This is a genomic window from Streptomyces bullii, from assembly GCF_042657145.1.
Lineage (GTDB): Bacteria > Actinomycetota > Actinomycetes > Streptomycetales > Streptomycetaceae > Streptomyces > Streptomyces bullii.
Map to the genome: position 1 here is coordinate 167030 of NZ_JBHSNY010000015.1, position 19103 is coordinate 186132.

16 protein-coding genes are annotated in these 19103 nt (G+C 72.3%); 9 read left to right on the forward strand and 7 right to left on the reverse strand.

All coding sequences use genetic code 11. The annotated features are described in order from the left end of the window. Positions 1–43: 43 nt before the first annotated feature. Genes ACFPZJ_RS35350 through ACFPZJ_RS35365 form a run of 4 tightly spaced genes read left to right on the forward strand, consistent with a single transcriptional unit; the run spans position 44 to position 3996 of the window. Positions 44–1393 (forward strand): L-fuconate dehydratase, encoded by a 1350-nt coding sequence (locus ACFPZJ_RS35350; protein WP_381030432.1) that lies wholly within the window; start codon positions 44–46, stop codon positions 1391–1393. Beyond that, the gene (locus tag ACFPZJ_RS35355) at positions 1390–2145 is read left to right on the forward strand and encodes an SDR family NAD(P)-dependent oxidoreductase (RefSeq protein ID WP_381030434.1); all 756 of its coding nucleotides are present in this window, start codon (positions 1390–1392) and stop codon (positions 2143–2145) included. The genes ACFPZJ_RS35350 and ACFPZJ_RS35355 overlap by 4 nt, the downstream gene beginning before the upstream one ends. Further along, a complete protein-coding gene (locus ACFPZJ_RS35360) occupies positions 2142–3128 on the forward strand; it encodes an aldo/keto reductase (RefSeq protein WP_381030437.1) in 987 nt (328 codons plus the stop codon). The genes ACFPZJ_RS35355 and ACFPZJ_RS35360 overlap by 4 nt, the downstream gene beginning before the upstream one ends. Before the next feature lie 34 nt (positions 3129–3162). Further along, positions 3163–3996, forward strand: coding sequence for an amidohydrolase family protein (locus tag ACFPZJ_RS35365; protein ID WP_381030657.1), 834 nt, complete (start codon positions 3163–3165; stop codon positions 3994–3996). On the opposite strand, the gene ACFPZJ_RS35370 is transcribed toward ACFPZJ_RS35365, so the two are convergent. Next, entirely contained in the window at positions 3984–5405 is a 1422-nt protein-coding gene (locus tag ACFPZJ_RS35370; protein ID WP_381030439.1) for a lipase maturation factor family protein, read from the reverse strand. The two genes, ACFPZJ_RS35365 and ACFPZJ_RS35370, sit on opposite strands and share 13 nt — an antisense overlap. 286 nt (positions 5406–5691) lie before the next feature. On the opposite strand from ACFPZJ_RS35370, the gene ACFPZJ_RS35375 reads away from it, so the two are divergent. Further along, positions 5692–7782 carry a SpoIIE family protein phosphatase gene (locus ACFPZJ_RS35375; RefSeq protein ID WP_381030442.1) on the forward strand — a complete coding sequence of 697 codons (2091 nt, stop codon included), beginning with the start codon at positions 5692–5694 and terminating at the stop codon, positions 7780–7782. A gap of 48 nt (positions 7783–7830) precedes the next feature. Continuing rightward, positions 7831–8694, forward strand: a complete 864-nt coding sequence (locus ACFPZJ_RS35380; protein ID WP_381030445.1) for an Fpg/Nei family DNA glycosylase — start codon at positions 7831–7833, stop codon at positions 8692–8694. Between the two features lie 105 nt (positions 8695–8799). Here ACFPZJ_RS35380 and ACFPZJ_RS35385 read toward each other — a convergent pair whose 3' ends face one another. From ACFPZJ_RS35385 to ACFPZJ_RS35395, 3 genes are all read right to left on the reverse strand, one after another. After that, positions 8800–9459, reverse strand: coding sequence for an anti-sigma factor family protein (locus ACFPZJ_RS35385; RefSeq protein WP_381030448.1), 660 nt, complete (start codon positions 9457–9459; stop codon positions 8800–8802). A gap of 167 nt (positions 9460–9626) precedes the next feature. Continuing rightward, positions 9627–10142, reverse strand: a complete 516-nt coding sequence (locus tag ACFPZJ_RS35390; protein WP_381030451.1) for a hypothetical protein — start codon at positions 10140–10142, stop codon at positions 9627–9629. Between the two features lie 147 nt (positions 10143–10289). Further along, the gene (locus ACFPZJ_RS35395) at positions 10290–10835 is read right to left on the reverse strand and encodes a sigma-70 family RNA polymerase sigma factor (RefSeq protein ID WP_381030453.1); all 546 of its coding nucleotides are present in this window, start codon (positions 10833–10835) and stop codon (positions 10290–10292) included. Positions 10836–11047: 212 nt separating this feature from the next. Here ACFPZJ_RS35395 and ACFPZJ_RS35400 point away from each other — a divergent pair, with 212 nt between their 5' ends. Beyond that, positions 11048–12202 (forward strand): CapA family protein, encoded by a 1155-nt coding sequence (locus ACFPZJ_RS35400; protein ID WP_381030456.1) that lies wholly within the window; start codon positions 11048–11050, stop codon positions 12200–12202. 9 nt (positions 12203–12211) lie between these two features. On the opposite strand, the gene ACFPZJ_RS35405 is transcribed toward ACFPZJ_RS35400, so the two are convergent. After that, a complete protein-coding gene (locus ACFPZJ_RS35405) occupies positions 12212–12685 on the reverse strand; it encodes a MarR family winged helix-turn-helix transcriptional regulator (RefSeq protein ID WP_381030459.1) in 474 nt (157 codons plus the stop codon). Between the two features lie 57 nt (positions 12686–12742). Between ACFPZJ_RS35405 and ACFPZJ_RS35410 the strand changes: the two genes are divergently transcribed. Further along, on the forward strand, positions 12743–13558 hold the full coding sequence (locus tag ACFPZJ_RS35410) for an alpha/beta fold hydrolase (protein WP_381030462.1): 816 nt from the start codon (positions 12743–12745) through the stop codon (positions 13556–13558). Here the strand turns inward: ACFPZJ_RS35410 and ACFPZJ_RS35415 are convergent. Further along, a complete protein-coding gene (locus ACFPZJ_RS35415) occupies positions 13555–14985 on the reverse strand; it encodes an amino acid permease (protein WP_381030464.1) in 1431 nt (476 codons plus the stop codon). The genes ACFPZJ_RS35410 and ACFPZJ_RS35415 overlap by 4 nt on opposite strands. A 175-nt stretch (positions 14986–15160) precedes the next feature. Further along, positions 15161–15622 (reverse strand): universal stress protein, encoded by a 462-nt coding sequence (locus tag ACFPZJ_RS35420; protein WP_381030467.1) that lies wholly within the window; start codon positions 15620–15622, stop codon positions 15161–15163. Between the two features lie 131 nt (positions 15623–15753). On the opposite strand from ACFPZJ_RS35420, the gene lysX reads away from it, so the two are divergent. After that, positions 15754–19032: a bifunctional lysylphosphatidylglycerol synthetase/lysine--tRNA ligase LysX gene (gene lysX, locus ACFPZJ_RS35425; protein ID WP_381030470.1), complete on the forward strand. Its 3279-nt coding sequence runs from the start codon at positions 15754–15756 to the stop codon at positions 19030–19032. Positions 19033–19103 lie beyond the last annotated feature (71 nt).

Genomic DNA, 19103 nt, shown 5'->3' on the forward strand with positions numbered 1-19103 from the left:
GATAAATAAGCGGACAGTTGCCGATCTCACCGAAAGGCCCTCCGTGTCCCCGACGCCCACCGCCGGCGCCCGCGTCACCGCGCTCGACACCTACGACATCCGGTTCCCGACCTCGCGCGAGCTCGACGGTTCCGACGCGATAAACCCGGACCCCGACTACTCGGCCGCGTACGTCGTGCTGCGCACCGACGCCGCCGAAGGTCACGAGGGACACGGTTTCGCCTTCACCATCGGGCGCGGCAACGAGGTGCAGGTCGCCGCGATCGAGGCGCTGCGCGAACAGGTGGTCGGGCGGTCCGTGGACGGTCTGTGCGCCGACCCGTCCACCCTGACCCGCGACCTGATCGGCGACAGTCAGCTGCGCTGGCTCGGGCCCGAGAAGGGCGTGATGCACATGGCGATCGGCGCGGTCGTCAACGCCGTGTGGGACCTGGCCGCCAAGCGCGCCCGCCGGCCGTTGTGGCGGCTGCTCGCCGAGGCCGAACCCGAATGGCTGGTACGCCAGGTCGACTTCCGCTACCTCACGGACGCCCTCACCCCCGAGGACGCGCTGGCCCTGCTGCGCCGTGGCCGACAGGGCGCCCAGGAGCGCACGGCCCGGCTGCTGGAGCGCGGCTACCCCGCCTACACCACCTCTCCCGGATGGCTCGGCTACGACGACGACAAGCTGACCCGGCTCGCCACCCGGGCCGTCGCCGACGGCTTCCGGCAGGTCAAGCTGAAGGTCGGCGCGGACCTCGACGACGACATCCGCCGCTGCCGGGCCGCCCGCTCGGCCGTCGGCCCGGACGTGCGCATGGCGATCGACGCCAACCAACGCTGGGACGTCGACGAGGCGATCCGCTGGACCACGGCCCTCGCCGAGTTCGACCCGTACTGGATCGAGGAGCCCACCAGCCCCGACGACGTGCTCGGCCACGCGGCGATCCGCCGGGCCGTCGCCCCGGTGAAGGTGGCCACCGGCGAACACGTCCACAACCGCGTCGTCTTCAAACAGCTCCTCCAGGCCGGTGCCGTCGACGTCGTCCAGATCGACGCGGCCCGCGTCGGCGGCGTCTCCGAGAACCTCGCGATCCTGCTGCTGGCGGCCCGGTTCGGCGTCCCGGTCTGCCCGCACGCGGGCGGCGTCGGCCTGTGCGAACTCGTCCAGCATCTGTCGATGTTCGACTACGTGGCCCTCTCCGGCACCACCGAGGACCGCGTCATCGAGTACGTCGACCACCTGCACGACCACTTCCTCGACCCGGTGGTGATCCGCGATGGTCACTACGCGGCACCCACCGCGCCGGGCTTCTCGGCGGCCATGCGGCCCGAGTCGATCGCGCGGTACACCTACCCCGGCGGCGCCTTCTGGGCCGCCGACCCGAAGCGGAAGGAAGGGCAGGCGTCATGAGCGACTTCGAGGGCCTCAGAGCCCTGGTGACGGGCGGCGCCTCCGGCATCGGCCGGGCCACCGCCGAACTCCTGGCCGCACGTGGCGCCCAGGTCGCCGTCCTCGACCTGGACCCGTCGACGGTCGACGAGCCGCTGCTCGCGTATCGCGCCGACGTCACCGACGACACCTCCGTACGCCAGGCCGTCGCGGCCGCCGCAGCCGGCCTCGGCGGCCTGGACGTCCTGGTGAACAACGCCGGCATCGGCGCCCGGGGCACCGTCGAGGACAACCCCGACGACGAGTGGCACCGCGTCTTCGACGTCAACGTCCTCGGCATGGTCCGCACGGCCCGCGCCTGCCTGCCGCACCTGCGCGCCTCCGCCCACGCGGCGATCGTCAACACCTGCTCCGTCGCCGCCACCGCCGGCCTGCCGCAGCGCGCCCTGTACAGCGCGACCAAAGGCGCCGTGTACTCCCTCACCCTCGCCATGGCCGCCGACCACGTGCGGGAGGGCATCCGCGTCAACTGCGTCAACCCGGGCACGGTGGACACCCCATGGGTCGGCCGTCTGCTCGACGCGGCCGACGACCCGGCCGCCGAACGCGCCGCCCTGGAGGCCCGTCAGCCCACCGGCCGCCTGGTCGACGCCGCCGAGGTCGCGGGCGCCATCGCCTACCTGGCCAGTCCGCTGTCCGGCGCCACCACCGGCACGGCCCTCGCGGTCGACGGGGGCATGCAGGGCCTGCGACCGCGGACGGTGGCCCGGTGAACCGGCTCGGCCGCAGCGGCGTCGAGGTCAGCCCCCTGGCCTTCGGCGCCGGCGCCATCGGCAACCTGTACACCGAGGTCGGCGAGGAGCAGGCGCAGGAGGCCGTGGAGGCGGCGTGGCAGCGCGGCATCCGCTACTTCGACACCGCGCCCCACTACGGCCTCGGCCTGTCCGAACGCCGCCTGGGCGCCGTCCTGCGCCGGCACCCGCGCTCGGCGTACACCGTCTCCACCAAGGTGGGCCGCCGCCTGGAACCCGTCGACCGGGGCGGCGACGACCTGGCCGACGGCTTCGCCGTCCCCGCCACCCACCGCCGCGTGTGGGACTTCAGCGCCGACGGCGTACGGCGCACCCTGGAGGCCAGCCTGGAGCGGCTCGGTCTCGCCCGCGTCGACGTCGTCTACCTCCACGATCCCGACGAGCACGGCGAGGAAGCCTTCCGGGAGGGCTACCCGGCCCTGGAGAAGCTGCGCTCGGAGGGCGTCGTCGGGGCCATCGGCGCGGGCATGAACCAGGCCGGGATGCTGACCCGTTTCGTCCGCGACACCGACATCGACGTGGTGCTGTGCGCGGGCCGCTACACCCTGCTCGACCAGAGCGCGCTCACCGAACTGCTGCCCGCGGCGCACGAACGCGGCACGTCGGTCGTCATCGGCGGCGCGTTCAACTCGGGTCTGCTGGCGGACCCGAGACCGGGAGCGACGTACAACTACACGGCGGCCCCCACCGAGTTGCTCCACCGGGCCCTGCTGCTGAAGTCGGTCGCCGACCGCCACGGCACCACCCTGCGCGCCGCCGCCCTGGCCTTCTGCGCCGCCCACCCGGCGGTCGCGAGCGTCCTGGTCGGCGCCCGTTCGGCGCACGAAGTGCGCGACTGCGCCCACCAGTTCAAGGCGCGGGTGCCCACCGCGTTCTGGCAGGAGCTGCGCGACAAGGGCCTGCTGCCGGCCGAGGCCCCCGTACCCGCCGAGGAGCCGTCGTGACAGCCCGCGGGAGTCAGCCGGAGGAGCCGTCGTGGTGACCGTCGTGGACGCACACCACCACGTGTGGGACCTGGCGGTACGGGACCAGGACTGGATCACCGGGGACGCGCTGCGGCCCCTGCGCCGCGACTTCGGCATGGAGGACCTCGAACCCGAGGCCAGGGCCGCCGGCGTCGGCCGTACCGTCCTCGTGCAGACGGTCACCGTGCCCGAGGAGACCCCGGAGTTCCTGGCGCTGGCCGAGGCGCACGAGCTGATCGCGGGCGTGGTCGGCTGGACCGACCTCACCCGTCCCGACGTCGCGGACGAGCTGGCCCGCCTCCGCGCCCTGCCCGGCGGGCGGTACCTCAAAGGCATCCGCCACCAGGTCCAGGTCGAGCCGGACCCGAGGTGGCTGCTGCGGCCGGACGTACGCCGGGGCCTGGCCGCCGTCGCCGAGGCCGGACTGGTCTACGACCTGGTGGTGCTCCCGCGGCAGCTGCCCGCCTGCGTCGAGGCCGCGGCCGCCCTGCCCGGTCTCACCTTCGTCCTCGACCACCTGGGCAAACCGCCGATCGCCTCCGCAGCGCTGGAGCCCTGGGCGTCCGCCGTCTGTGCCCTGGCCGCCTTGCCCAACACCGTCTGCAAGCTCTCGGGCCTCATCACCGAGGCGGATCCCGCCTCCTGGAGCGTCGACGACCTGCGCCCGTACGCCGACGTCGTCCTGGAGGCCTTCGGGCCCGGCCGGCTGATGTTCGGCTCGGACTGGCCGGTGTGCACGCTCGCCGCGTCGTACGGCGAAGTCCTCGACGTCGCCGTACGGCTGGTCTCACCGTACGAACGTGAGCGGATCTTCGCGACCACCGCCACCCGCGTCTACGACCTGTGAACCACCCCGGCCAGCCGGGTCGGCGGCAGGTACTCCCTGACGTACGTCCGCTCCCAGCACGCGCCCGTCTCGCGCAGCTCCCGCCAGGTCGTGTAGCGGTAGCGGAACAGGCGGGCACGGACGTAACGCGGGGGCTCGTCCGGCGGGAACGGGGAGCGGCGCAGCAACTTCAGCGTGTCGCGGTCGTTCTCCAGCAGCCGCTCCACCAGCGCGCCGAACCAGGGCCCGGCGTAGGCGGGGGAGAGGGCGGCGAACCACATCAGCCAGTCCAGCCGCAGGTGGTAGGGCGCGTACTGGCGCGGCCAGCGGCGCGGATCGCCCGGCTTGCCCTTGAACTCGTACTCCCGCCAGTCGGCGTCGTCGCGCGGTACGTCGTCCGCCGTGCCCTCGACGACCACCTCGTACCGGACCCGGCTGACGCTGCCGAACGCGCCGTAGGTGTTGACCAGGTGGAGCGGGTCGAAGGAGCGGTTCATCACCTGGCGGCGGGAGAGCATGTTGCGGACCGGGTGGTAGCTGAGGCCCACCAGCAGCGCGCCGACCGCGAGGACGACGACCACGTACCACAGCGGGGCGTCGGGCAGGCCCGGCGGATCGGCCGGGAACCGCACCGCCGACACGGCCAGCACGATGGTGATCCAGTTCAGCCAGGAGAAGTTGCCGGACAGCACCAGCCACAGCTGGGTGACGATCATCAGCGCGGCGGCGGCCGTGGCGACCGGCTGCGGCGCGAAGAGCAGGAAGGGCACCACCAGCTGGGTGACGTGGTTCGCGGCCACCTCGGCCCGGTGCAGCGGCTTGGGCAGATGGTGGAAGAACCAGCTCAGCGGGCCCGGCATCGGCTGGGTCTCGTGGTGGTGGTCGAGGCAGGTCAGCTTCCGCCAGCACGCGTCGCCCCGCATCTTGATCAGCCCCGCGCCGAACTCGACGCGGAACAGGATCCACCGCAGCAGGAACAGCACCACGAACGGCGGCGCCACCTCGTCGTTGCCGAGGAAGACGGCGAGGAAGCCGACCTCCAGCAGCAGCGACTCCCAGCCGAACGAGTACCAGGTCTGCCCGACGTTGACGATCGACAGGTACAGCACCCACGGCACCAGCCACAGCAGCATGGCGCCCCACAGGGGCAGCAGGGAGTCCAGCCCCGCGACGAGCGCCGCCGACACCGCGCAGCCCGACCATGCGCAGCCCGCGAAGAACCGGTCCGAGTAGTGCAGCTGGAACAGGCTCGGCGCCTGCCGGAACGGCACCCGCTCGACGAACCGGGGCACCGGCAGCATGCCCCGCTCCCCGATCAACGCGCGGAACTGGAGCGCGGCCGTGAGGAAAGCGACCAGGTACAGGGCGGCCAGGCCCCGCTGGAACACCAGCCGGGTCATCCAGTAGTCGGACGCGGTGAACCAGTCCACGCCGAGCACTCTTCCCTCCGCCGTCGTGCCGGGCCCCGATGTCGATGTCAGGCGGGAGGTTCGGCCACCCCCACGGGACCGGCTACCCCGTCCCCCGTGCCCCGAACGCCACACCCGCCCGCCGTAGCCGCCGACGCCAACCCATCGGTTCTCAACGATTCGGTTATCAACAATTCGGCCGACGGCTGCATCTTCGGCGCCCTCACAGGCGTCTTTCACCACGGAGGACCGACTGCGCACCCGCACACCGGTCGAAGAATCGGATGAATCCTGGCAAGGTGGGCCCATGGCTGATCGGGGAGCGAGCGCCCTGTCACTCCCGGACGACTGGCCCGCCCACCCGGATCCGATCCTGGCGCTCAACCGCATGGGCAGTTTCGACTGGGACCTGGACACCGGTCTCATGCAGATGGACGCCCAGGCGCACGAGGTCTTCGACGTACGCGCCGACGAGTACGACGGCCACCCCGAATCCCTGGCGATGCGGGTCCCGCCGGGCGAGGCCAGGCGCCTGGACGCCGTCGTCTCGCAGGCGCTGAAGGACGGCAGCGAGAACTACGGCGCCTACTTCCGCCTGCGCCGACGCGACGGCAGCCTGCGCTGGACGCACACCCAGGGCTACATCCGGCGCGACGAGACCGGCCGGCCCCGCCGCATCATCGGCATCGTCCGGGACGCCACACAGGAGCTCGCCGAGAACGAGGCCCGCCAGGAGCAGGCCGCCCAGGACGAGGCCCGCCGCCGGCAGACCAACGTCGTGCAGCTCACCACGGCCGCCCTCGCCCACGCCCGCACCGTGGACGACGTCATCGAGGTCCTCAAGGACACCCACGGCCTCACCCGGCTGGGCGCCACCAGCCTCGTCATGGGCCTGGTGGAGGCGGGCCGCATCCGGCTGGTCGCGGACGGCCCGGACAACAGCTTCGTCCCCGGCACGCGCATCACCCGCATCGACGAGCCGTACCCGATGAGCGAGGTCGTACGGACCCTCACCCCGCGCTTCATCGAGTCGCCCGAGGAGTTCGCGCAGAGCTACCCCATCCTCTGGCCGCACATCACCCACCTGAACATCACCGCGGCCGCCTACCTGCCGCTGATCGCCCAGGCCCGCCCGATCGGCGCGATGGGCCTGCTCTACAGCGACCGGCACGGCTTCTCGCCCGAGGACCGCAACGTGATCCTCGCCCTCGGCAGCAGCATCGCGCAGAGCCTGCAGCGGGCCATGCTGTACGAGCAGGAGAGCGACCTCGCGCAGAGCCTGCAGCAGGCGATGCTGCCGCGCACCATCCCCAGCGTGCCCGGCGCCGACGTGGCCGTCCGCTACCGCTCCGCCACCATCGGCGGCTCCCTCGGCCGGGACATCGGCGGCGACTGGTACGACCTCATCCCGCTGCCCGGCGGCCGGGTCGGCGCCGTCATCGGCGACGTCCAGGGCCACGACACGCACGCCGCCTCGGTCATGGGCCAGCTGCGCATCGTGCTGCGGGCCTACGCCGCGGAGGGCCATCCCCCGGCCACCGTGATGGCCCGCGCCTCCGTCTTCCTCCACGAACTCGACACCGAACGCTTCGCGACCTGCCTGTACGCGGAGGCCGACCTGGCCACGGGAGTGGTCCAGGTGGTCCGGGCCGGCCACATCGACCCGCTGGTGCGGCAGCCCGACGGCTCCTGCCGCCGCCTCCCGGTCCCGGGTGGGCTGCCGCTCGGACTGTCCGCCGAGTTCGGACGGCTGGACTACCCGGTCGGCACCATCGAGCTCGACCCGGGCACCACGCTGCTGCTGTGCACCGACGGCCTGGTCGAACAGCCCGGCGCCGACCTCGACGACGGTATGAAGACCCTCACCGCGCTCATCGCCGCGGGCCCCGACGACGTACGGGACCTCGCCGACCTGCTCATCGACGTGGCCGCCGAGCGCGGCGGCGACGACGACGTGGCCCTGCTCCTGCTGCGCCGCCGGACGCCGGAGGCCGCGCAGCCCGGCGGGCGGCTCCAGCAGCATGTGGCGCCCGGCGACGCCGAGGCCCTGGTCGAGGCCCGGCACATGGTCCGCGCCGCGGTCGGCGCCTGGGGCGCCCAGGACCGCGCCGACGAGATCGAGCTGGTCGCCGACGAGCTGATCACCAACGCGCTGATGCACACCGAGGGCTCCGCGGTCGTCACCCTCAGGGTCCTCACCGGCTCCCAACGCCGGCTGCGTGTGGAGGTCGAGGACTCCTCCAGCGCCCTGCCGCGGCGCCGTGAGGCGGGCGAGTCGGGCGTGTCCGGGCGGGGCCTGCTCCTGGTCGAGCTGCTCACGGACGTGTGGGGCGTGGAGGCGCGCGGCGGCGGCAAGTGCGTGTGGTGCGAGTTCGTGATGCCGAAGGAGAGCGGCTGAACCGGGCGCGCACCGCGTGTCACCGGCGGCGGGTGGCACCCTGGACGTATGCCGGAACTCCCCGAGGTCGAGGCGCTCAAGGACTTCCTCACCGAGCACCTCGTCGGCCACGAGATCGTCCGGGTGCTGCCCGTGGCGATCAGCGTCCTGAAGACCTACGACCCTCCGCTCGCGGCCGTCGAGGGCCAAGAGGTCGTCGCCGTGCACCGGCACGGCAAGTTCCTGGACCTGGAGACCGCGGGCGGCCCGCACTTGGTGATCCACCTGGCCCGCGCGGGCTGGCTGCACTGGAAGGACCGCCTCCCCGACGGACCGCCCCGCCCCGGCAAAGGACCCCTCGCCCTGCGCGTGGCCCTGGAGACCGGCGCCGGCTTCGACCTGACCGAGGCGGGCACGCAGAAGCGGCTCGCGGTGTACGTGGTACGGGAACCGCGAGAGGTCCCCGGCGTCGCTCGGCTGGGCCCGGACCCGCTGGCCGACGACTTCGACGAGCGGCGCCTCGCCGGGCTCCTGGCGGACGAGCGGCGGCAGCTCAAGGGCGCGCTGCGCGACCAGAGCCTGATCGCGGGCGTGGGCAACGCCTACAGCGACGAGATCCTGCACGCGGCGAAGATGTCCCCGTTCAAACGGGCCGCGTCCCTGACCCCGCAGGAGACCGCCCGTCTGTACGCGGCGCTGCGCGGCACCCTCATGGAGGCGGTGGAGCGCTCCCGGGGCGTGGCGGCCGGGCGCCTGAAGTCCGAGAAGAAGTCGGGCCTGCGCGTGCACGGCCGCACCGGCGAGCCCTGCCCGGTGTGCGGTGACACCATCCGCGAGGTCTCCTTCAGCGACTCCTCCCTCCAGTACTGCCCGACCTGCCAGACAGGCGGCAGACCCCTCGCGGACCGCAGACTGTCCCGGCTGCTGAAATGAGACGGGAGACCCGTCGGCGGGCCGGGCCGGGGCCGTGACCCCGTCGGTGATCCTCCGGCAGTCCCGGTTCACCCCGGGAGCCGGCGTGCTCCCAGGGCGGCCCTCTCACCGGTCCGAGGGCGGTTCGAGTGTCACCAGGTGCTCCCCGCCGGCCGTCCGTACCTCGTAGCGGGCGATCTCGTCGGTGTGCTTCGCCGAGCCGCCCATCATCGTGTTGGGCCGGGCGTCGTGGCGCGGCGCGCTCCAGCTGCTCACCGTCTCCTCGGAGCCGTCGTGGCCGATGACGACCAGGTGGCAGGCGCGGGGCCCGGCGCCGTCCTTGATCGTCAGCTCGACCTGGCTGCCCCAGGCCTCGTCCTCCGTCGTGACCTGCGCCCACACCCCGGACCGCTCGTCGGTGGCGGTGATCCGCACGGACTCCTCGCCGCCGCTCGCCATGAGCGCCGCCCCGGGCGCCGCCACCGCGAACACCACCGACGCGGCCACGGCGAAGACCAGCCGCCGGCGTCCGGTCCGCTGCCGGGCCGCCACCTCGCCGAGCAGCCGGTCCAGCATCCTCGGGCCGGGCTTCGCCATGGGGTGCACGAAACGCGGCGTGGACCGCCGGTACAGCATCAACTGCCGTGTCGTCGGCCCGAGTTCGGTCACCTGTGCCGCGCAGCGCGGGCACTCCATGAGGTGGTCCTCGAAGCGGAAGGCCTCCACCTCGTCCAGCACGCCGAGCGCGTAGGCGCCGACGTCGTGATGCCTTTCCAGGGACCTCATGCCGAATCCTCGTGCCGTTGGGTGCGGGTGGGGTTACTCCTTGCTCCCACCGGTACGTACCAGTCGGCCGAATGACTCAAGCCGCGCACAGAATCGCAACCAAGGGATTCGGAGCGGCTCGACCCGCGGATTGGTCGGGATCCGGAAAATCTGAACCGGGGCGGGGTCTAGAAGAGATGGATGGCGAGATGGCCGAGCGGCAGCCCCAGCTGCCAGGCCGGTGTCCACACCTTCGGCCCCTCGTCCTCGCCGGTCACCGGGGCGCCGCCCGGCACCGCGTTCAGATCGGGGGCGAGCAGTTCGGTCTCCTGCAGCCAGCGCCAGGCCGCCTCGGCCAGCGCCAGGTCCGGTGCGGGCCGGCCGGCCGCCGCGGCGTCGGCGGCGAGATCGGCCAGTCGTTCGCGCACCCACTCCTGCCACGGCTGGTCGTACGCCGTCAGCGACAGCCAGGTCTCCAGCTGGGTGACGACCCGGATGCCGGAGAGCTCACCGTCGGTGTCGGAGAGGAAGATGGTCAGCGCCAGGGCATCGCGCCCCGCGCGGAACTCGAAGGACGTCGGCGGCATCAGATCGCCGCTCCGCAGCAGCTCGTCGGCGATGTACTCGGCGTACAACCATGCCATGGGGACGGTCAGTTCACCGTCACCGGTGCCGTCCGTGCCCTCGTGACCTCTGTGCAGCATCCCTTCCTGCCTTCCTCCGGTACGTGCGCGTCGCCCGACCCCGGGCCCTGCGGCAGGGCCCCATCCGGAACACGGATGAGGACAGCCGATTACTCAATCGGGGTCCGCGGCAAGGCGCTTTACGGAGGCTTGACCCAGCCGTTGGTTTCACCGCAGGTCGGCGGCGTATCCCGGCAGGACCCGGCGCAGGGCGCGCAGGGCATAGTACGCGCGGGATTTCACGGTACCGGGCGGGATGCCCAGGGCTGCCGCCGCTTCCGCCACACTCGCCCCCTGGAAGTACACGAGCACCAGGACTTCACGGTGCTCAGGAGTGAGTGTCTTCACAGCCTCGCGGACATCCAGCATCGCCGCGGCCCGCTCGGCGTGGTCGGAGATCACCCGCGCGTTCTCCAGCACGGCGTCGCCGACCTCCGCGGGCCGGGCCTGCCGGGCCCGCCGCGCGTCGATGGCGAGCCGCCGTCCCACGGTCATGAGCCAGGGTCGTACGGAGTCGAAGTCGTCGGCGCGCAGGGCCTCGGGATGCTGCCAGGCGCGCACCAGCGTTTCCTGGAGCAGATCCTCCGCGCGCTGCCGGTCGCCGTCGCAGAGCCGGAGCAGGAGCGCGAAGAGGGGCCGGCCGTGCTCGCGCTGCAGCGCGGCGAGCTCGTGCTCGGCGGTCGTCCCGTTCGTGAGAGTGGTTCCGGCCGTCATGGCCGTATGGCACCGCAGGGCGCCGCTCAGGCACAGGCCACGCACACGGGTCTGCGACGGACGGTCGATCGCGTCGGCGAACGGTTCGACGAACGGTCGGCGCGGACCGGCCCGGCTTACCGGACGGGCTAATGAGCGTGTCGGAGCCGGATGTGACCGCGTGTGACTTCTTTCCTGTTTGTGTGTAAATACGACCACAACGGGGTGAATGCATGATCACACGCAGTCGGCAGGTGGCCCTGGCCCTGACCGCCCTTCTCGCCGCGGGCGCCGCCTGCCAGGCTCACGACGACGCACCGGCCGGGGCCGGGCGCCCGGCCCCCTCCGCGGGAACCGCCGGCGGCTTCACCCTGGTCGCCTCCGGCGACGTCCTCCCGCACAGCTCGATCATCGAGCGGGCGCACTTCGACGCGGGCGGCGTCGGCTACGACTTCCGGCCGATGCTCGCCGGTGTCCGCCCCGTCGTGTCCCGCGCCGACCTGGCCCTGTGCCACATGGAGACGGTGTACGGCGAGAACGGCGACTACAGCGGCTACCCCGCCTTCAAGTCCCCGCCCGAGGTGGCCGGGGCACTGGCCGCCACCGGCTACGACGGCTGCTCCACCGCCTCCAACCACTCCCTGGACGACGGCACCGCCGGCATCCACCGCACCCTGGACGCCCTCGACCGCGCGGGCGTACGGCACACCGGCTCGGCGCGCACCGAACAGGAGGCGTACAGCGTCACCCTGCTGCCCGCGGGCCCCGCCAAGGTCGCCCACCTCGCCTACACCTACGGCACCAACGGCTACGCCCTGCCGGCCGACCGCCCCTGGGCCGTCAACCTCATCGACGAGGCCCGCATCCTCACGGACGCCCGGATCGCGCGCCGTGCGGGCGCCGACGTGGTCGTCGTCTCCCTGCACTGGGGCACGGAATGGCAGGACGAGCCCGACCGGCAGCAGCTGACCCTGGCGCGACGGCTCACCGCGGCCCGTACCGGTGACCGCCCCGACATCGACCTGATCCTCGGCACCCACGCCCACGTCCCGCAGGCGTACGAGAAGGTCAACGGCACCTGGGTGATCTACGGCATGGGCGACCAGATCGCCGGAGAGATGCACAACCACCAGGGCGTCCGGGACCCGCGCGGCAACCAGTCCACGCTCGGCCGCTTCACCTTCGCCCCGCCGAGCCGGCCGGGCGGCCGCTGGGAGGTGACGAAGGCCGAGTTCGTCCCGCAGTGGTTCGACGTGGACGCCGGCCGGGTGGTGAACCTCAACGAGGCGCTCGCCCGGGGTGCCGACGTGGCCGCCGTGCGCGACCGCATCCGGGACGTGGTGCTCAGCCGGGGCGCGGCCCAGGGCGGGTTGCTGATGGGGAAGTAGGCCGCGGGGTCAGTTGACGTCCACGTGGTCGAAGAGCTTCAGCATCTCGCCGAGCACGCGCAGGCAGGCCGTCACGTCGGCGTCCGTCAGATCGCCGCCGACCTCGCGCAGCACCGTGTGCTCGCGGGCCAGGACGGCGCTGATCGCCTCGCGGCCGTCGTCCGTCAGCCGGATCAGGGACGACCGCTGATGGGCCGGGTTGGGGATGCTCTCCACCAGGCCGCGGGCCGCCGCGTCGTTGACCATCCGCTGCACGAACTGCCGGCTGATGGCCTGCGCGCGGCCCATCTGCGGGACGGTCATCGGCCCGTGCCGGTGCAGCAGGGCCAGCACGGCGCGCACACCGATGGACAGTCCCTCGACGGCCTCGCCCTGCTCGACGCTGCGCTGCACGCGCCGGTAGAGCGGGCCCATCAGGTCGAAGACGTCGGTGAGCCTGCGGCCGAGTTCGTCGGGCGGAAGCGGCTTGTCGCTGTCGTTCACCCGGCCATCATGACATCTCGGTTGTCAAATCGCCGAGGAGATGACACCTTGGTTGTCATGACTGCTGCTGCGAACCCGCGCTTCTTCTCCTCTGCTGACGGCGACCTCGCCTACCTCGACACCGGCTCCGGCGATCTGGTGGTCCTGCTCCACTCCGGCTTCGTCGACCACCGGCTGTGGCACGCCCAGATACCGGCCCTCGCCGACCGCTACCGGGTGATCGCCCCGGACGTGCGCGGTCACGGCTTCTCCGCCAATGCCACCAGACCGTTCCGATGGGCCGACGACCTCGCCGATCTGCTGCGCCACCTGGACGCCGGACCGGCCGTACTCGTCGGCCTGTCGATGGGCGGGGCGATCGCCACGGACACGGTCCTGGAGTACCCGGAACTCGTCCGCGCCGTGGTCGCCTGCGGGGCCGCGACCAGCGAGTTCCAGTACACCGACCCCTGGTACGTCGACGTCCAGGCCGAGTACGCCCGCACCCTGGGCGCCGGTGACCTCGAAGCCTGGCTCACGGCCTTCCTGAGCGTCGTCCACGGTCCGCACCGCGGTGCGGACGAGATCGACCAGGCCGTCCCGCGCCTGCTGCGCGAGATGGCCCTGCACACGATGTCCAAGCACGCGCCGGGCGAAGAGAACTGGCACGTCCCCCTGACCGACACCTGGGCCCGCGTCCCGAAGATCGACGTACCCCTGCTCACCGTCAACGGCACGCTCGAACCCGCCGACCTGCTCGGCGAGGCGGAGCGGCTCGCCCGGACCGTCCGTGACGGCCGCTCCACGTCCATCGAGGGAACCGGGCACTACACGGCCCTGGAGAAGCCGCAGGTCTTCAACGAGATCCTGCTCGACTTCCTGCGCGGCCTCTAGAGCCTGTCCGGGGCCTGGCGCCGGGCCAGCTCCGAGCGCCGGTACGAGTACCCGAAGTAGATCACCAGCCCCAGCATGAGCCAGACCGCGAACCGCGCCCAGGTCTGCCACTGCAGGAACGTGATCAGCCAGAGCGAGAAGACGACACCGACCGCCGGCACGACCGGCATCCACGGCGTGCGGAACGTACGCGGCAGGTCCGGCTGCCGGTAGCGCAGCACGATCACCGCCGTGCAGACCACCACGAACGCCAGCAGGATGCCGATGTTGGTCAGTTCGGCCGCCTCACCGATCGGCAGGAACCCGGCGATGGCGGCCGACGCGAACCCCACGATCCACGTGACGCGCGTCGGGACGTGCCGCGTCGGGTGCGTCTTGGCGAACCAGCGCGGCAACAGCCCGTCCCGGGACATGCTGAACCACACCCGCGTGACGCCCAGCATGAACGTGAACATCACGGTCAGGATGCCGATGATCGCGCCCACCGCGATCACGTTGGCGAGCCCGCTCAGCCCCACCGACTGGAACGCCGTGGAGAACCCGCTCTCCTTGTCGATGTCCTTGTAGTCCTGCATGCCCGTCAGCACCAGGCAGGCGGCCACGTACAGGACCATCGAGATCGCCAGCGAGTAGATGATCGCCTTCGGCATGTGCCGCTGCGCGTCCTTCGACTCCTCCGCCGCCGTCGACATGGCGTCGTACCCGAAGACCGCGAAGAACACGGTCGCCGCACCGGTGAACGCCCCGCTCACCCCGTAAGGAAAGAACGGGTTGTAGTGGGCGGTGTCGATGTGGAACACGCCGACCGCGATGACCAGCAGCACGACGAGCACCTTCAGGACCACCACGGCCGTCTCGAACCGGGCCGCGTTCTTGATGCCCAGGTTGAGCAGGTACGCGATGAGCAGGCACAGCAGCGCCGCGAACAAATCGATCCGGTGCCCGTCGCCGGTACCGGGCGCGCCCAGCATCCAGTTCGGCAGGTCGGCGCCCATCTCGCCGACCAGGAAACTGAAGTAGCCGGAGATGCCGATCGCCACCACCGCCACGATCGCCGTGTACTCCAGCAGCAGGTCCCAGCCGATGAACCAGCCCGCGAGCTCGCCGAGTACCGCGTAGCCGTACGTGTAGGCGGAGCCGGCCTTCGGGATCAGCCCCGCGAACTCGGCGTACGACAACGCCGCCGCGGCACTCGCGACGCCCGCGATGAGGAACGACACGAGCACGGCCGGCCCCGCCGTACCGTTGGCCACCGTGCCCGCGAGGGTGAAGATCCCCGCGCCGATGATGCCGCCCACGCCGATCGCGGTGAGCTGCCACAGGCCGAGCGACCGCTCCAGCCGGGTGCCCTCACCGACTTCCGTCTCCTCGATGTGCTCAATGGGTTTGCGGCGGAGAACGCCCTCACCCATACGGAGCCTGGCCATGCACCTCACCTCTTCACGATCGGCAAATGGCTGATGGCGGATCATGATGCCTCGGGCACGGGCATGGCGGAAGACACCACGCAGAGCCGCGGCAGGGCCGGGCGGTCTTCGTCGCGGGCGGGGCCGAGGCCGGGCGAGCGCCGCTTCGCCGCGCCCCGGGAGAGGCCGCGGGCCGCTAAGGGACCACCGTCACCGGCCACCGCCCCGACTTCACCAGGCGGATCGCGACGGAGCCGACGATGCGGTGGCCCGCCTGCTCGGAAGCGCCCACCACCACCGCGTCCGCCTTGAGTTCGTCGGCCGCCCTGACCAGGCCGCTGTAGGGGTCGCCGCGGAACGTGTGAAACTCCCAGCGCACGTCGAATATCCCCTTGACCCGCTCGGCCGCCTCCCTGATCTGCTGGACGATGTCCTCGGCGATCTCCTCGGTGGTGTCGGCGACCGGAGCCCCGAAGGCCGCGCCCGCCGCCGGCACCGGCTGCACGTACACGACGGCCAGCAGCGCACGCTGGCGCCGGGCCAGACCACCGGCGTAGGCCGCCGCCCGGAGCGAGGAGTCGGAGCCGTCCACCCCGACCACGATGACCTTCGGCCCGTCCGTGCCCCGTTCGAACCGGTGGGAGTGCTGTTCCGTCACCCTCGTGAGGCTATCGGAAGGCTCTGTGGCACCCGCCGGTGACGGCCCGGCCGCCCTCGGAGCCGACGCCGCCCACCCGCGCGGCAGCGCTCGACGGGCGGGGCCGCCCGGCTGTTCCTACAGTCGGAACCATGAGCGCCACCGCGGAGGCCGCCGAGGCCGAACAACCCGCGGGCCCGATACGACGGCCCGGCGACGGCTTCCTCAGCAAGGTCCCGGAGGGCTTCGCGGCCTTCCTCGGCGCCGTCGGCGTGCTGTGCGCGCTGCTCGCCCTGATCGCCCCGCTGCGCGCCCTGCTGCGCCCGGCGGTCCGCGTCCTGAACCTGCTGATCGTCCCCGTCAGCGCCAACCTCGCCTACGCCGTCTTCCTGTTCCTGCTCGCCGCCGCGACGGCGGCCCGCAAGAAGGTCGCCTGGTGGCTGGTCGCCGTCTACCTCGGCCTGCTCGTCCTGACCGACGCCGTGGCCGCCGCGTTCGGGGAGTACACCTGGTCCGTCCCGTCCCTCGCCGTGGGCGCCCTCGCGCTGGTGCTGCTGGTCGTCGCCCGCAGGGAGTTCTACGCCGCCTCCCGCCGCGGCGCCGTCCGCCGGGCCCTCGGCGTCCTGCTCGGTGGGCTCGTCCTCGGCATCCTGCTCGGCTGGGGCCTGGTCGAACTGTTCCCCGGCACACTGCCGCGCGGACAGCGCCTGGCCTGGGCCGCCGACCGGGTCTGCGGCGCCCTGGTCCCCGGCGACTCCTTCGACGGCCGCCCGCCCCGCCCACTGCCCTTCCTGCTCGGCCTGTTCGGCGCGCTCGCCCTCCTCAACGCCGCCGCCACCCTGTTCCGCTCCCAGCGCATGGAAGCGGCCCTGCACGGCGACGAGGAGGCCCGCATCCGCGCCCTCCTGCGGGCGTACGGCGACCAGGACTCCCTCGGCTACTTCGCCACCCGCCGCGACAAGGCCGTCGTCTTCTCACCCAGCGGCAAGGCCGCCGTCACCTACCGCGTCGAGGCCGGCGTGTGCCTGGGCAGCGGCGACCCGGTGGGCGACCGGGAGGCCTGGCCGCACGCCATCGCCGCCTGGCTGGACAGGGCCCGCCGCCACGCCTGGGTACCGGCCGTGATGGGCGCCTCCGAGGAGGGCGCGCGGGCCTACGTCCGCGCCGGGCTCGGTGCCCTCCAACTCGGTGACGAGGCGATCGTGCACGTGCCCGACTTCGACCTCGACGGCCGCGATATGCGCGTCACCCGCCAGGCCGTCCATCGCGTCCGCCGCACCGGAGCGACCTGCCGCATCCGCCGCCACGCCACCCTCACCGAGGAGGAGATGAGGCAGATCGTCGACCGGGCCGACACCTGGCGCGACACCGAGACCGAGCGCGGCTTCTCCATGGCCCTGGACCGCCTGGGCGACCCGGCCGACGGTGACTGTCTCCTGGTGGAGGCACGCGACCGGGACGGCCGGCTCCTCGCCCTGCTGTCCTTCGTCCCCTGGGGCGGGGACGGCGTCTCCCTGGACCTGATGCGCCGTGACCGGACCGCGCCCAACGGCGTCACGGAGTTCATGGTCGCCGAACTGTGTGCCGCCGCGCCCAAACTGGGCATCCGCAGGATCTCCCTGAACTTCGCCGTGTTCCGCTCGGTGTTCGAGGAGGGCGCCCGCATCGGGGCCGGCCCCGTCCTCAGACTGTGGCGGCGCCTGCTGCTGTTCCTCTCCAAGTGGTGGCAGCTGGAAGCCCTCTACCGCTCCAACGCCAAGTACCGCCCCGAGTGGTACCCGCGCTTCCTCTGCTACGCCGACGCCGCCTCCCTGGCCCGCGTCGGCCTGGCCTCCGCCATCGCCGAGGGCTTCGTCTCCGTACCGTCGATGCACAAGCTCTGGGGAAAAGGGCACTCGACCGGCGGGCAGCGCCCCGCCACCACCGCGGGCCTGCCCTCACTGGCGGCGCTCGGCCTCGCCGGAGGGGACGGGGCCGAGGCCGCCGGGCCCCTCGCCGGCCTGCCCGAACAGGTCCGTATCCGGCACCGCACACTCGACCGGCTGCGCGCCGAAGGCACCGACCCCTACCCGGTGGGCGTCCCGGCCCGCACCCACGCCCTCGCCGAGGTCCGGCAGGGCGAACAGGTCACCGTCGCCGGCCGCGTCATGCTCGTCCGCGACTTCGGCGGCATCGTCTTCGTCCTCCTGCGCGACTGGTCAGGCGACCACCAACTCGCCCTCACCCGCGACCGCTGCGGACCCGCGCTCGACCGCTTCACCACCGACACCGACATCGGCGACCACATCATCGCCACGGGCCGCGCGGGCGTCAGCGACAAGGGCGAGCCGACCGTCTTCGTCACCTCCTGGCAACTGACCGGCAAGTGCCTGCGCCCGCTGCCCGACAAACGCAGGGGCCTGGCCGACCCCGAGGCCAAGGTCCGCCTCCGCTACCTCGACCTGGTCGCCAGTCCCGGCGCCCGCGACGTCGTCCGGGCCCGCTCCACCGCCGTCCAGGCACTGCGCCAGGGCCTGCTGGACCGCGGCTTCCTGGAGGTCGAGACGCCGATGCTGCAGCAGATCCACGGCGGCGCCAACGCCCGCCCCTTCACCACCCACATCAACGCCTACGACCTCGACCTGTACCTGCGGATCGCGCCTGAGCTGTACCTGAAGCGGCTGTGCGTCGGCGGCCTGGAGAAGGTCTTCGAAATGGGCCGCACCTTCCGCAACGAGGGCGTCTCCTACAAGCACAACCCCGAGTTCACGATGCTGGAGGCCTACCAGGCGTACGCCGACTACGACGTGATGCTCGATCTGGCGCGCGAGCTGATCCAGGGCGCGGCCACCGCCGCCCTCGGCCGGCCGGTCGCCCGCAGGGACGGCCGGGAGTACGACATCTCGGGCACCTGGCCGGTCAAGACCGTCCACGGCGCGATCTCCGAGGTGCTGGGGGAGGAGATCGGCCCGGGCACGGACCTTGCCGCACTGCACCGGCTGTGCGACCGTGCGGGCGTCCCGTACACCGCGGACGACGGCCCCGGCGACGTGGTCCTGGAGATGTACGAGCGGCTGGTCGAGGCGAAGACCCGGCTGCCCACCTTCTACAAGGACTTCCCGACCGACGTCTCCCCGCTCACCCGGCAGCACCGCACCGACCCGCGGCTCGCCGAACGCTGGGACCTCGTCGCGTTCGGCACCGAACTCGGCACCGCCTACTCCGAGCTGACCGACCCCGTGGAACAGCGCCGCCGCCTGACCGCCCAGTCACTGCTCGCCGCCGGGGGAGACCCCGAGGCCATGGAACTCGACGAGGACTTCCTCGACGCCCTGGAGTACGCCATGCCGCCCACCGGAGGACTCGGCATCGGCGTCGACCGGATGGTCATGTTCCTCACCGGCCTGACCATCCGCGAGACCCTCCCGTTCCCGCTGGTACGCCGCCACTGACCCCGGTCACTCGGCCGAACGGGTGATTTCGTGCCGCCGCTCCGGTGTTGCACAGGTGCGTCGGTCTGCCA

Bases quoted from the DNA above. Each gene is read 5' to 3' on its own strand.
- ACFPZJ_RS35415 (WP_381030464.1), bottom strand. From the start codon at position 14,985: ATGGCCAGGCTCCGTATGGGTGAGGGCGTTCTCCGCCGCAAACCCATT.
- ACFPZJ_RS35400 (WP_381030456.1), top strand. From the start codon at position 11,048: ATGATCACACGCAGTCGGCAGGTGGCCCTGGCCCTGACCGCCCTTCTC.
- ACFPZJ_RS35355 (WP_381030434.1), top strand. From the start codon at position 1,390: ATGAGCGACTTCGAGGGCCTCAGAGCCCTGGTGACGGGCGGCGCCTCC.
- ACFPZJ_RS35395 (WP_381030453.1), bottom strand. From the start codon at position 10,835: ATGACGGCCGGAACCACTCTCACGAACGGGACGACCGCCGAGCACGAG.
- lysX (WP_381030470.1), top strand. From the start codon at position 15,754: ATGAGCGCCACCGCGGAGGCCGCCGAGGCCGAACAACCCGCGGGCCCG.
- ACFPZJ_RS35385 (WP_381030448.1), bottom strand. From the start codon at position 9,459: ATGAGGTCCCTGGAAAGGCATCACGACGTCGGCGCCTACGCGCTCGGC.
- ACFPZJ_RS35390 (WP_381030451.1), bottom strand. From the start codon at position 10,142: ATGCTGCACAGAGGTCACGAGGGCACGGACGGCACCGGTGACGGTGAA.
- ACFPZJ_RS35375 (WP_381030442.1), top strand. From the start codon at position 5,692: ATGGCTGATCGGGGAGCGAGCGCCCTGTCACTCCCGGACGACTGGCCC.
- ACFPZJ_RS35380 (WP_381030445.1), top strand. From the start codon at position 7,831: ATGCCGGAACTCCCCGAGGTCGAGGCGCTCAAGGACTTCCTCACCGAG.
- ACFPZJ_RS35410 (WP_381030462.1), top strand. From the start codon at position 12,743: ATGACTGCTGCTGCGAACCCGCGCTTCTTCTCCTCTGCTGACGGCGAC.